The sequence below is a fragment of the Jiangella anatolica genome, from assembly GCF_003236295.1.
Lineage (GTDB): Bacteria > Actinomycetota > Actinomycetes > Jiangellales > Jiangellaceae > Jiangella > Jiangella anatolica.
In genome coordinates this window covers 37,805-49,827 of the sequence record NZ_POTW01000010.1, presented here as the reverse complement: position 1 = coordinate 49,827, position 12,023 = coordinate 37,805, and the positions used below count along the sequence as shown (strand labels likewise).

Sequence of the window (12,023 nt, the reverse complement as noted above, 5' to 3'; positions counted from 1 at the left end):
CCGGACAGTGGCAGCATGGCCTGGTGCGGGTGGAGCCGGTGACCGAGGACGTGCTCGTGGACCGCGTCGTCGAGCGGGTCCTGGACCATGGCGGCGGCGCGGTCCGGCTGCTGGTCGACGGCCACCCGGCGGCGCGGCCGGAGCGGCTGGCCGACGCGCTGACGGACCCGCTGCGGGCGGCCGGACGGCCGGTGGCCCGGGTCCGCGTCCGCGACTTCCTGCGGCCGCGGTCGCTGCGGCTGGAGCAGGGCGCGCAGGACCCGGACGCGCTGCTGGACGGCTGGATCGACGCCGCCGCGCTGAACCGTGAGGTGCTCGTGCCGCTGGGGCCCGGCGGCACGAGCCGGTACCTGCCGACGCTGCGCGACCCGGACACCGACCGCTCCATCCGCGCGGACTACGTCGCCGCGCCACCGGGCCTGGTGCTCGTGCTGGACGGGACGCTGGCGCTGGGCCACTGGCTGGAGCTGGACCTCGTCGTGCACCTGGCGCTGCGGCCGGCGACGCTGCGCCGGCTCACGGCGCCGGCGGAGCAGTGGACGCTGCCGGCGTACGAGCGGTACGCCGCCGAGGTGGACCCGGAGGCCGTCGCCGACCTCGTCGTGCGGGCCGACGACCCGCGGCATCCGGCGCTCGTCGTCGATTGAACGCCCGCATCGCGGGTTGGTCGTGCGGTGTTAGCCTCGATGAATGTCGGCAGCATCGAACGAGATCCATGGAACGGCCCGCATGGTGATCCGCGACGGCCGGCTCGAGGAGTTCAAGCGGCTGGCCGCACAATGCGTCGAGATCGTGCGCACCAAGGACACCGGCACCCTCGAGTACGACATCTTCCTCACCGCGGACGGCGCCGAGTGCTTCGTCCACGAGCGCTACCGCGATTCCGCCGCCGGCCTCGAGCACATGGTCAACATCGCTCCCATGATGGAGCCGATGTCGGAGGTCGCCACCATCACCGGCGAGGTCTGCGGCAGCCCCAGCCCGGAGCTGCGCAAGGCTCTCGAGGCCGCCGGCGTGACGATCTACGCCCCACTCGCGTCGCTCTCGCGCTGAGCTCGCCGCGCGACCCCGTCCCGCGCGTCTCAGTCGCCGGCGCCGGCCGGGACACCGACGAAGCCGCTGCCGGGGCGGTAGTCGGGGGACTGGTGCCGGAAGTAGGTGTTGTAGACGTCGCAGTAGGCGCCGCCGGCGCGCAGCAGCGACTCGTGCGTGCCCTCCTCGACGATGCCGCCCTCGCGCATGACGATGATCCGGTCGGCGTGCTCGATGGTGGACAGCCGGTGCGCGATGACGATGGACGTGCGGCCGGCCAGCGCGACGTCGAGGCCCTCGGAGATCTGCGCCTCGGTGAGCGGGTCGACGCTGGCGGTGGCCTCGTCGAGGATCACGATGGCCGGGTCCTGCAGGAGCAGCCGGGCCAGCGCGACCAGCTGCCGCTGGCCCATCGACAGCGCCGAGCCGTGCTCGCCGACCTCGGTGTCCAGGCCGTCGGGCAGCGCGTCGAGCCAGTCGCCGCCGGCCACCGCCTCGGCCGCGGCGCGGACGTCGGCCTCCGGCGCGCCGGGCCGCGGGTAGCGGATGTTGTCGGCGACCGTGCCGGAGAACAGGAACGGCGACTGCGGCACGACGCCGAGCTGGTGCCGGTACGACGTCAGCTCGACGGTGCGGATGTCGGTGCCGTCGACGAGGATCTGCCCGCCCTGGAACTCGTAGAACCGCACCAGCAGCCGGCCCACCGTCGACTTGCCGGCGCCGGTGTGCCCGACCAGCGCGACGGTCTCGCCGGCCTCGATGGTGAGGTCGAAGCCGTCGAGCACCGGGCGCTCCGGCGTGTACCCGAACCTGACCTCGCGGAACTCGATGCGCCCGGTCAGGCGGCCGACCGGCTCGGGGTCGCGCTGCACGACCAGCGGCTCCGCGTCGATCAGCGCGAACACCCGCTCCGACGCGGACAGCCCCTGCTGGAACTGCGACCAGAACGACGCGATCGAGGTCAGCGGGAGCCAGAACAGCGCGACGCTCTGCAGGAACAGGTACCAGTCGCCGGCGGAGATGCCGCCGTCGAGCACCCGCCCGCCGCCGACCTGCACGAGCATGACGGTGGCCAGTCCGGCCACCGCGAACAGCGCCGGGAAGATGGCGCCGAACACGAAGCCCTGCCTGAGCGTGACCCGGTAGTTCTGCCCGTTGATCGGCCGGAACTCGGCGTAGACGGTCTGCTCCTGGCGGAAGTTCTTCGCCACCGAGATGCCGCCCATGGTCTCCTGCAGCGTCGCGTTGACCTTGGCGAGCGAGCGCTGTTGGTGCCGCGTCGTCTCGCGGGCGATGCGCCGGAACCCCAGCGCCATCGCGACGATGATCGGCACCACCGCCATCACCAGCAGCGCCAGTCCGACGTTGCGGGTGAACAGCAGCACGGTGATCAGCCCGACCAGCAGCACCTGGCTGACGAGGTTCAGCGTCAGCGTGACGACGGTGGCGAAGTCCTCGGTGTCGGACGTGACCCGGCTGACCACCTTGCCCGACGAGTGCTCGTCGTAGAAGGACATGTCGCGGTCCACGACCGCTTCGAAGGCGTCCTCGCGCAGCCCGAGGACGACGTCGCCGACGACCCGCGCGGTGTACCAGCGCTGCACGAAGTTGAACACCCAGCCGAGCACGCCGGTGACCAGCACCGCCGTCACCAGCGCGACGATCACGCCGGTGGCGCGGTCGGTGACGACGCGGTCCAGGCCCGCGCTGACGACGATGGGGAACGCCGCCTGCATGAGCGACTGCGCCACGATGGCGGCCGCGATCAGGCCCATGACCCGGGTCTTGGGCCGGAAGTAGCGCAGGATCCGGCGCAGCAGCTCGCGGTCGCCGTAGCTGCGGTCGTAGGCCTCGGCGTCGAGGCCGTCCATGATGAAGGCCATCAGCCGCTCACCTCGTCGTAGTGGGCGAAGATGCGGCGGTAGAGCGCACAGCGGCCGAGCAGCTCGTCGTGCGAGCCCTCGTCGACCAGGCGGCCGCGCTGCAGCAGCAGCACCTTGTCGGCCCACCGGATCTGCGCCAGCCGGTGCGTGATCAGCAGCGTCGTGCGGCCGTCGAGCACCCGCTGGATGGCCCGCTGGATCTCGTCCTCGGTGGCGCTGTCGATGGCGCTGGTGGAGTCGTCGAGCACCAGGATCGCCGGGTCGGTGAGCAGCGCCCGGGCGATGGCCAGCCGCTGCCGCTGCCCGCCGGAGAGCGTGACGCCGCGCTCGCCGATGACGGTGTCGTAGCCCTCGTCGAGCGCGCTGACGAACTCGTGTGCCTGGGCGTCCTTCGCGGCGCGGACGACGTCGTCGCGGGAGGACTGCTGGCCGAGGCTGAACGCGATGTTCTCGTGCACCGGCCGGCTGAACAGCACGATGTCCTGCTCGATGGTGGAGATCTGCGACCGCAGGGAGTCGAGGCTCCACTCGCGCACGTCGACGCCGTCGACCAGGATGCGCCCGGACGTGACGTCGTAGATGCGGTTGACCAGCTTCGTCAGCGTGGTCTTGCCGGCGCCGGTCTCGCCGACGATCGCGACGGTCTGGCCCGGCTCGATGCGGAACGACAGGTGTTCGAGCACGGGACGGTCGCCGTAGCCGAACGTGACGTCCTGGAACTCGATGACGCCGCGCATCGGGGCGGCGTGGCCGGACTCGTTGTGGTCGAGCTCTGTCTCCTCGCGCATCAGCGTGAGCAGCCGGTTCGCGCTGGCGATGCCGTTCTGCACCAGCGAGAAGGAGAAGATCGAGACGAACGCGGGGAAGCCGAGCAGGCCGAGCAGCCCGATGTAGGTGATCAGCCCGCCGACGCTCAGCTCGCCGGCGTCGAGCAGCCACAGCCCGTGCAGCAGCCCGCCGGCCGTCGCGACGGCGAGCAGCAGCGTCGGCAGGTAGCGGGCCTGGATGAGGCCCTGCTCGACGTAGGCGTCGCGGTAGCGGCGGGCGTTGCGGCTGAACTTGCCCAGCTCCTGCTCCTCCTGGCCGGTCGCCTTCACCACCTCGATGCCGCGGATGGTCTCGTTCAGCCCGGCGTTGAGGGTGCCGTAGTCCTCCCGCAGCCGGGTCGACACCGGGGAGAGCTGGCGCATGAACCGGCGCACGGACCAGACGAACGCGACCGCGAAGACCAGCGGCGCGACCAGCAGCCGCGGGTCGAGGAACCCGATGAACACGATCGGCACGATGCCCTGGGCGAGGGAGTCGACCAGCAGGTCGATGCCCGGGCTGAACATGGTGCCGAGCTGCCGGACGTCGTTCGCGCCGCGCGCCATGAGGTCGCCGACGCGCTGACGGTTGTGGAACGTCTGGCTCTTGCCCAGCAGGCTGACGTACAGCTCGTCGCGGGCGTCGCGCTCGATCCGCTTGGCCAGCACCTCGGTGCACAGCCGGGCGACGAAGTCGAGCACCGACCGGCCGATCACCACCACCAGCAGGACGACGACGATCGTCGTCAGCTCGGCGCGGCGGCCGGCGGGCTCGTCGAGGACCACGTCGAACGCGTCGCCGACCAGGCCGGGCACCGTCGAGTTGAGCACGACCATGGCGACCGAGCCGAGCAGGAAGCCGGCCAGGTGCCAGGGGTTGCGCCGCTGGTGCGACAGGATCCAGCGCACCGGCCCCCGGCGGTCGTACTCGGGGTGGCCGGCGACGGAGAACTCGGTGCGCGCCGCGGTCATGGTCATCGTCGGCAGTTCTAACACGCGGCACCGACAACGCTCACCTGGTTAAACCGGCCGCACCGCTCAGTCGATGGCCCAGGTGTGGACCGGGTCGTTGGTGTGCATGTGGTCCAGGTACGAGCGCAGCATGCCGCGCAGCGCGTCGTGGCGTTCGGCGGACGTGCCGTCGAAGCGACGGCGGAACGCGGCGACCTGCCAGGACGAGCCGTTGCGGTGCTCGGCGCAGCGCCGCTCGACGATGCCGAGCAGCCGCTCCCGCACCGCCGTGTCGACGCCCCAGGCGCGCAGGCCGTCGTGGGCCAGCGGCAGCAGCCGGCGCAGTACCAGCTCGGCGACCGGGACGTGGCCGAGACCCGGCCAGTAGACCTGCGCGTCGAGGCCGTCGCGGGCGCAGGCGTGGAAGTTCTCCTCCGCCGCGCTGAACGACATCTGCGTCCACACCGGCCGGTCCTCCTCGGCCAGCATCCGCACCAGGCCGTAGTAGAACGCGCCGTTGGCCAGCGTGTCCGCGACCGTCGGCCCGGCCGGCAGCACCCGGTTCTCCACCCGCAGGTGCGCGCGGTCGCGGACGACGTCGTAGACGGGGCGGTTCCAGCGGTAGATGGTGCCGTTGTGCAGCCGCAGCTCGGCCAGCTCCGGGGTGTCGCCCTGGTCGAGCACCTCGATCGGGTCCTCGTCGGAGACGATCGGCAGCAGCGCCGGGAAGTACCTGACGTTCTCCTCGAACAGGTCGAAGATCGAAGTGATCCACCGCTCGCCGAACCACACCCGCGGCCGCACGCCCTGCGCCTTCAGCTCCTCGCTGCGGGTGTCGGTGGCCTGCTCGAACAGCGCGATGCGGGTCTCGGCCCACAATTGTTTGCCGAGCAGGAACGGCGAGTTGGCGCCGACGGCGATCTGCACGCCGGCGATCGCCTGGGCCGCGTTCCAGACGGCGGGGAACTGCTCCGGGCTGACCTGCAGGTGGAACTGCGTGCTGGTGCAGGCCGCCTCCGGGACGATCGTGTCGGACGTGACGCGCAGCCGCTCGGCGCCGTCGACGGCCAGGTGCAGGTCCTCGCCCCGAGCGGCCAGGATCTGCTCGTTCAGCAGCTCGTAGCGCGGGTTCATCGACAGCGCGTGCTGGCCGAGGTGCTCGGTCCGCAGCGTCGGCAGGATCCCGATCATCGCCAGGTGCGCGCCGACGGCGCCGGCCTTCTGCTCAGCGGCGTTCAGGCTGGCCCGGACGTCGTCCTCGAACGCCGTCACGCCGGCGCCGTCCAGCTCGCGCGGCGCGAGGTTGATCTCCAGGTTCCACTGGCCCAGCTCGGTCTGGAACGCCGGGTCGGCGATGGCCTCGAGTGCCTCGGCGTTGCGCATGGCCGGGTCCTGGTGCTCGTCGACGAGGTTCAGCTCGATCTCCAGGCCGGTCAGCGGGCGGTCGAACTCGAACTGCGCCTCGCGCAGCATCCGCTCGAAGGCGTCGAGGCACCGGCGCACCTTGGCCCGGTACCGCGTCCGGTCCGCCCGGGTGAACTCCTGCCGGCCGACGTCCTCGCCCATGTGACCTCCAGCGAACTCGTCAGCTCAGTATGACGCCGGGTCAGCCGAACAGCTCGCCTCCCTGCTGCCAGATCGTCAGCGCCGACAGCACGCCGAACAGCAGGAACGCCCACACGAGCGCGCCCACCCGCAGCCCCGACGGCCGCAGGGCCGGCGCCAGCGCGCGCCGGTTCAGCAGGATCAGCAGGCCGCTGTAGAGGAACATCATGAAGCCGCCGACGCACGCGGCGATGACGACGAGCACCAGCGGCTGGTCGAAGCCGGCCGCGAGAACGACGATCCCGACGGCGACCAGGCCCCACACGATCCCGAAGTACAGGTGGCTCTCCTTGGCCCGCGGCAGGTACGACGTCTTCAGCACGTCCGCGGCCAGCCGGCTCGTGTAGTCGACGATGCCCAGCGCCGCCGCGTACAGCGACAGCGCGCCGATGAACCAGAACAGCGCGCCGAACCAGTCGCCGACGGCCTCCTTGAGCTGCTCGCCCTCGATCTGCAGGAAGCCGATGTCGTCGGGCAGGTCCGGCAGCCCGAACACCGTCGAGTACGACAGCAGGGACATGAACGTGATCGAGACGAACGTGATGAGCACGAACGTCGTCAGCTGCTCCACGTTGGCGAAGCGCCACCAGCGCCGCCACCGGTCCAGGTTGTCCGCCGTCGGCTCGAAGACGACGCCGGTGCCGGGCGCGGCCTCGGGCTGGCCGGTCACCGGGCTCTCGATCCGCGGTGCGTAGGCGCCCATGCCGAAGCCCTTGTCGCGGATCCAGTTGCTCTGGCACAGGTTCTGCCCGCCGCCCGCCCCGGCGAAGGCGAGCGCGCCGAGCAGCACCGCGAACCCGAGCTCCTCGTACGGCAGCTGCGGCGAGGTGACGATGTCGGAGGCGCCGCGCCACGCGTCGGCCGTCACGGCGAAGATCGCGCCGACCACGACCAGCAGCAGGACGGCGGCCACCTTGAGCATCTGGATCCGCTCCAGCGCCGTGTAGACGACCGGCGCCAGCGACAGGATCAGCGCGATCGAGACCAGCATGCCGACGGCGATCCACGTCGCGTTGCCGCCCCACAGGTACGTCACCAGCGTCGCCGAGCTGGTCGCCCACCCCGGCCAGAGGTTCGCGCAGCAGGTCATGATCGCGAAGACCAGGCCCCAGTGCGGCCAGAACCGGCTGAACCCCGTCAGCGCCGTCTCGCCGGTGGCCAGCGTGTACCGCTCGATCTCCATGTTGATGAAGTACTGGGTCACCAGGCCGACCAGCGCCGCCCAGACGAAGACCAGCCCGACCTGGCTGGCGATGTAGGGGTAGAGGACGAACTCGCCGGACGCGAGGCCGACGCCGGCCGCGATGATGCCCGGACCGACGATCCGGGCGGTCGACGCCGGCGGGTCGGGCAGCGGCCGGACCCCGGGTGGCGGCAGATGCCGGGCGGGCAGCCGGTCGATGACGGACAGGTGCTGGTCCATGACGCCTCCTCGGGGGACGGGGAGCCGTCAAGCGCTTACCCGCCCGCGCGGCCGCGCATGCGCCGATGAGTTCCGCGGCCGCCGCCGGTCGGTACCGTCGACACAGCTCACCGTCAGGAGGACCGTGCGATGTCCCGCTCCGTGCTCTACATGTCCATGTCGCTCGACGGCTTCATCGCCGGCCCCGATGACGGCCCGGAGAACGGGCTCGGCACCGGCGGCGACCGGCTGCACGACTGGCTCTTCGCCGGGGACGAGGTGTCCGGCGGCGGTGGCGGCGTGCCGGAGCTGCGGGTCGCCGACGCCAGCCGTCCGATCGTCGACGAGCTGATGGCCACCGGCGCGGTCCTCACCGGACGGCGGACGTTCGAGGCGGCCGGCGGCTGGGGCGGCGACCACCACGACGGCGTGCCGGTCGTCGTGTTCACCCGGCGCGAGCCCGGCCCGGACGACGTCCGCGCGCCGAACGTCCACTACGAGACCGGCGGCATCGAGGCCGCGATGGCGCGGGCGAAGGACGGCGCCGGCGACCGGAACGTGCTGGTCCACGGCGCGACGACGGCGCAGCTGGCGTTGCGGGCCGGTGTCCTGGACGAGCTGGAGATCCACCAGGTGCCGGTGCTGCTGGGCGCCGGCCGCCGGCTGTTCGAGGGCCTCGGGACGATCGGGCTGGACGCCGTGCGGGTGATCGACGCGCCGGGGGTGACGCACCTGCACTACCGTGTCGCTCGATGACGTTCGTTCCCGGCCTCGACCTCGCCGAGGCGTTCCACCGCGAGGTGCTGGCGCCGCTGATCGACGAACCGCACGCGGCCGCGCTGCTCGGCGAGGGGTCGGAGGTGCTCGGGTTCGACACCGAGCGGTCGGCCGATCACGAGTGGGGGCCGCGCGTCCAGGTCTTCGTCCCGGTGGCTCGCCGGCGCCTACCGCGCCGAGCTCGCTACTGCGGCGGCTGCTGCCCGGTGATGTTCACCATCCAGGCCACGCCGAACTGGTCGACGCACATGCCGAAGGTGTCGCCCCACGGCGCCTGCGTGAGCGGCTCGGTGACCGTGCCCGACCCGGACAGCCCCTCCCAGTAGCCGCGCAGCGTGTCCTCGTCGTCGCCGCTGAGCGAGATCGAGATGTTGCCGCCGGGGGTGTGCTCCATGCCCGCAGGGGTGTCGGCGGCCATCAGCACCAGGTCGTTCGCCGCCTCCAGCTGGCCGTGCATGATCTTGCTCGCCTCGGACGGATCGTCGCTCCCGCCGATCTCGCCGAACGTGTTGAGCCGGAGATCCCCGCCGAAGACGGACTGGTAGAACTCCAGTGCCTGCCGCGCGTTGTCGCGAAACGCGATGTAGGGGTTGAGGAGTGTGCTCATGGTCCGACAGTAGACCCGGCGCGGTCGCCCACTCAGCGGAAAGCCCCGCCCGGCGCGATGCCGGACGGGGCTCCGTCGCGAACGTCAGTGCAGCATGACCGGCGGCGCCTCGCTGGCGTCGCCCTCGTCCTCGCCCTCCTGGCGGGGGTCGGTGCGCAGTTCCTGCTTCGACCGCGGCAGGAACAGTGCCGGTACGAGGCAGAGCACCACGAGCACGATCGCCACCAGGTAGGTGTTGCCGAACGCCTCGGCCAGCGCCTGCTGCCCGGCCGCGAAGATGTCCGGCGGCAGCTGATCGGCCGTTCCGGTCTGCACGGCGCCGTTGTAGGCGGTCGCGGCGTCGTTGTTGAGGATGTTGTTGGTCAGGATGACCGACATGACGGCGGTGCCGATCGAGCCGCCGGTCTGCTGGACGATGTTCATCAGCGTCGAGCCCCGGGCCACCTCGCCGTGGGTGAGGCTGGCCAGTGCCGCCGTCATGATCGGCATCATCGTCATGCCCATGCCGAGGCCCATGACGAACAGCGAGCCGAGCAGCAGCGGGTACGACGTGTCGGCACCGAGCTGGGTGAACGTCCCCATGCCGATGGCGATGAGCACGATGCCGCCGAGCACCAGCTTGCCGGGGCCGGTCTTGTCCGTGAGCCGGCCGGCGATCGGCATCGTCACCATCGCGCCGAGTCCCTGCGGCGCCAGCAGGATTCCTGCCATCGTCGTGCTCTCGCCGCGGACCTGGACGAAGTAGCCCGGGAACAGCAGGCCGGCGCCCATGAACGCCACGATGAACAGCGACATCGTCACCACGGCGATGGTGAGGTGCCGGTTGAGGAACAGGTGCAGGTCGATCAGCGGGTGGCTCTTGCGCAGCGCGTGGAAGACGAACGCGATGACGAGGACCAGGCCGATGATGGCCGGCACGAGCACCTCGGCGTTGCGCACCGTCCCGTGCTCGGGGATGGACGAGACGCCGTACAGGAACGCCGCCAGACCGGGGGAGAGCAGCGCCATGCCGACGAAGTCGAAGCTCTCCGACGGCTGCGGCTGGTCCTTCGGCAGGATCCGCCAGGCGAAGATGAGCGCGGCGATGCCGATCGGCAGGTTGATGATGAAGATCCAGTGCCACGACGCGATGTCGATCAGCCAGCCGCCGAGGATCGGGCCGCCGATCGGGCCGAGCAGCATCGGGACGCCGAGGACGGCCATGACGCGGCCGACGCGGTCCGGGCCGGCGGCGCGGGTCATGATCGTCATGCCCAGCGGCATCAGCATGCCGCCACCCAAGCCCTGCAGCACGCGGGCGCCGATCAGCGGGCCGATGTCCCAGGCGAACGCGCACAGCACCGAGCCGAGCGTGAACAGCACGAGCGAGGCCAGGTAGAGCCGCTTGGTGCCGAACCGGTCCGCCGCCCAGCCGGTGACCGGGATGACCGCGGCGAGGGCAAGCGTGTACGCCGTCATCGTCCAGGCGACGGTGGCGTAGGTGGTCTCGAACTCGGACTGGAACGTCGGCAGCGCGATGCTGACGACGGTGATGTCGAGGATCGACATGATGGCGCCGAGCACCACCACACCGGCGACCATGAGGACGCCGCGATCGAGCTTGTCGTCGGACCCGGTGGCAGGGGGTCCGGCCGGTGCACTCATGAGAGTTGTTCCTCCAGGCGAGATGGTGCGGACGGTTCGACGATCGGAGCGAGCGCGGCGGTGAGCCGGTCCCGATCCGCCGCATCGAGGGAGCGGGCGAAGGCCCGCAGCGTGTGGTGCCGGGTCGTGTCGATGTCGGTCATGACGGCGACGCCCTGCTCGGACAGCGAGACCAGCCGGACCCGGCGGTCGGTCGGGTCCTCACGCCGTTCGACCAGCCCGTGCGCGAGCAGCCGGTCGACGTTGCGGCCGGCGGTGGCGAGGGTGAGACCGAGCCGGTCGGCCAGCTCGTTGATCGGCAGCGGCTCGCCGTGCTGGCGGAGCGCGATGAGGCAGCGGAACTGCGAGATCGAGAGGTCCAGTTCGAGCATGGAGCGCAGGTCGGAATCGGCTTTGGAGCACTCCAACCGGCGGAAGAACGCCTCGAGCGCCTGGACGAACTCCACCTCGGATGCGGACACCGGGCAATACTAACGCACCTGCAACCATTGCGCGCGTGAGAGTGATCACGCGCCGGCCCGCCCCGGTCCATACCATCAGCATGGCGGCCGCGCATGCCGTCGCGCACTGTATTTTCGTTCTCTCCGGTGGTCGCCCACGTACGCTTGGGGTCGGCAGCCGGCCATGAGGCTACGGGGGAGGACGGTCTGTGAAGGCGCAGGAGACCGCGGTGCAGACCGACCGGGTGTTCACGATCCCGAACATCCTGTCGTTCCTGCGGCTGCTGGGCGTGCCGCTGTTCCTCTGGCTGGTGCTGGTGAAGGAGGCCGACACCCTCGCGATCATCCTGCTCGCGGTGTCCGGGTTCACCGACTACCTCGACGGCTACCTCGCCCGGCGCTGGAACCAGATCAGCCGGGTGGGCCAGCTGCTCGACCCGCTGGCCGACCGGCTCTACATCCTCACCACGATCGTGGCGCTGACGCTGCGCGACATCATCCCGCTCTGGTTCACGATCCTGCTGGTCGCCCGCGACGTCTACATGACGGGCATCGTCGCGCTGCTGCGCGCCCGCCGCGGCATCACCGGGCTGCCGGTGCACTTCCTCGGCAAGTCCGCGACGGCCTGCCTGCTGTACGCGTTCCCCCTGCTGCTGTGGGGCGACGGCGACGGCACGCTGCCGATGCTGGCCCGGGTGTTCGGCTGGGCGTTCGTCGTCTGGGGTGTCGCGCTGTACTGGTGGGCCGCGGTCCTCTACACCGAGCAGACCCGCAAGGTGCTCGCCACACCCGTCGCCGGCCGGAATTCCTGAGCGGCCGGTGCGGATGTCGGCACGGAACCGCACGCGACGCGTGCGAGCATGGTGGGTGTGGTGA

Annotated in this window: 11 protein-coding genes and 1 pseudogene; 5 read left to right on the top strand and 7 right to left on the bottom strand. The window is 71.0% G+C overall.

The genetic code is table 11. The features are described 5' to 3' along the window. The first annotated feature begins 23 nt into the window (after nt 1-23). Together C1I92_RS06035 and C1I92_RS06030 are read left to right on the top strand one after the other, a co-directional pair. A complete protein-coding gene (locus C1I92_RS06035; RefSeq protein WP_111253761.1) occupies nt 24-647 on the top strand; it encodes a nucleoside/nucleotide kinase family protein in 624 nt (207 codons plus the stop codon). 43 nt (nt 648-690) lie between these two features. Next, nucleotides 691-1,053, top strand: a complete 363-nt coding sequence (locus C1I92_RS06030) for a putative quinol monooxygenase (RefSeq protein ID WP_111253760.1) — start codon at nt 691-693, stop codon at nt 1,051-1,053. 29 nt (nt 1,054-1,082) lie between these two features. On the opposite strand, the gene C1I92_RS06025 is transcribed toward C1I92_RS06030, so the two are convergent. The 4 genes from C1I92_RS06025 to C1I92_RS06010 are packed head-to-tail and all read right to left on the bottom strand — an operon-like array spanning nt 1,083 to nt 7,700. Further along, nucleotides 1,083-2,915, bottom strand: coding sequence for an ABC transporter ATP-binding protein (locus C1I92_RS06025; protein ID WP_111253759.1), 1,833 nt, complete (start codon nt 2,913-2,915; stop codon nt 1,083-1,085). Continuing rightward, nucleotides 2,915-4,699, bottom strand: coding sequence for an ABC transporter ATP-binding protein (locus C1I92_RS06020; protein ID WP_199520995.1), 1,785 nt, complete (start codon nt 4,697-4,699; stop codon nt 2,915-2,917). The genes C1I92_RS06025 and C1I92_RS06020 overlap by 1 nt, the downstream gene beginning before the upstream one ends. Before the next feature lie 60 nt (nt 4,700-4,759). Next, on the bottom strand, nt 4,760-6,238 hold the full coding sequence (locus C1I92_RS06015) for a glutamate-cysteine ligase family protein (RefSeq protein ID WP_111253757.1): 1,479 nt from the start codon (nt 6,236-6,238) through the stop codon (nt 4,760-4,762). A 40-nt stretch (nt 6,239-6,278) separates the two neighbouring features. Continuing rightward, the gene (locus tag C1I92_RS06010) at nt 6,279-7,700 is read right to left on the bottom strand and encodes an Nramp family divalent metal transporter (RefSeq protein WP_111253756.1); all 1,422 of its coding nucleotides are present in this window, start codon (nt 7,698-7,700) and stop codon (nt 6,279-6,281) included. Between the two features lie 129 nt (nt 7,701-7,829). On the opposite strand from C1I92_RS06010, the gene C1I92_RS06005 reads away from it, so the two are divergent. After that, nucleotides 7,830-8,435 (top strand): dihydrofolate reductase family protein, encoded by a 606-nt coding sequence (locus C1I92_RS06005; protein ID WP_111253755.1) that lies wholly within the window; start codon nt 7,830-7,832, stop codon nt 8,433-8,435. Continuing rightward, nucleotides 8,432-8,605: pseudogene (locus C1I92_RS35850) on the top strand (DUF4037 domain-containing protein); the annotation flags it as partial. The gene C1I92_RS06005 and the pseudogene C1I92_RS35850, both read left to right, overlap by 4 nt. Nucleotides 8,606-8,640: 35 nt before the next feature. Here the strand turns inward: C1I92_RS35850 and C1I92_RS06000 are convergent. The 3 genes from C1I92_RS06000 to C1I92_RS05990 all read right to left on the bottom strand — a co-directional run bounded on the left by C1I92_RS06000 (nt 8,641) and on the right by C1I92_RS05990 (nt 11,168). Then, nucleotides 8,641-9,063: a VOC family protein gene (locus tag C1I92_RS06000; protein ID WP_111253754.1), complete on the bottom strand. Its 423-nt coding sequence runs from the start codon at nt 9,061-9,063 to the stop codon at nt 8,641-8,643. An 84-nt stretch (nt 9,064-9,147) separates the two neighbouring features. After that, on the bottom strand, nt 9,148-10,707 hold the full coding sequence (locus C1I92_RS05995; protein ID WP_111253753.1) for a DHA2 family efflux MFS transporter permease subunit: 1,560 nt from the start codon (nt 10,705-10,707) through the stop codon (nt 9,148-9,150). Continuing rightward, nucleotides 10,704-11,168, bottom strand: a complete 465-nt coding sequence (locus C1I92_RS05990) for a MarR family winged helix-turn-helix transcriptional regulator (RefSeq protein ID WP_199520994.1) — start codon at nt 11,166-11,168, stop codon at nt 10,704-10,706. The genes C1I92_RS05995 and C1I92_RS05990 overlap by 4 nt, the downstream gene beginning before the upstream one ends. Nucleotides 11,169-11,356: 188 nt before the next feature. Between C1I92_RS05990 and clsA the strand changes: the two genes are divergently transcribed. Further along, entirely contained in the window at nt 11,357-11,959 is a 603-nt protein-coding gene (gene clsA, locus C1I92_RS05985; RefSeq protein WP_111253752.1) for a cardiolipin synthase ClsA, read from the top strand. The last annotated feature ends 64 nt before the right edge of the window (nt 11,960-12,023 follow it).

What these genes read in the sequence shown, in the direction of transcription:
- C1I92_RS06005 (WP_111253755.1), top strand. Translation starts at nt 7,830, where the DNA reads ATGTCCCGCTCCGTGCTCTACATGTCCATGTCGCTCGACGGCTTCATC.
- C1I92_RS06025 (WP_111253759.1), bottom strand. Translation starts at nt 2,915, where the DNA reads ATGGCCTTCATCATGGACGGCCTCGACGCCGAGGCCTACGACCGCAGC.
- C1I92_RS06030 (WP_111253760.1), top strand. Translation starts at nt 691, where the DNA reads ATGTCGGCAGCATCGAACGAGATCCATGGAACGGCCCGCATGGTGATC.
- C1I92_RS06010 (WP_111253756.1), bottom strand. Translation starts at nt 7,700, where the DNA reads ATGGACCAGCACCTGTCCGTCATCGACCGGCTGCCCGCCCGGCATCTG.
- C1I92_RS06015 (WP_111253757.1), bottom strand. Translation starts at nt 6,238, where the DNA reads ATGGGCGAGGACGTCGGCCGGCAGGAGTTCACCCGGGCGGACCGGACG.
- C1I92_RS06020 (WP_199520995.1), bottom strand. Translation starts at nt 4,699, where the DNA reads ATGACCATGACCGCGGCGCGCACCGAGTTCTCCGTCGCCGGCCACCCC.
- C1I92_RS06000 (WP_111253754.1), bottom strand. Translation starts at nt 9,063, where the DNA reads ATGAGCACACTCCTCAACCCCTACATCGCGTTTCGCGACAACGCGCGG.
- C1I92_RS05995 (WP_111253753.1), bottom strand. Translation starts at nt 10,707, where the DNA reads ATGAGTGCACCGGCCGGACCCCCTGCCACCGGGTCCGACGACAAGCTC.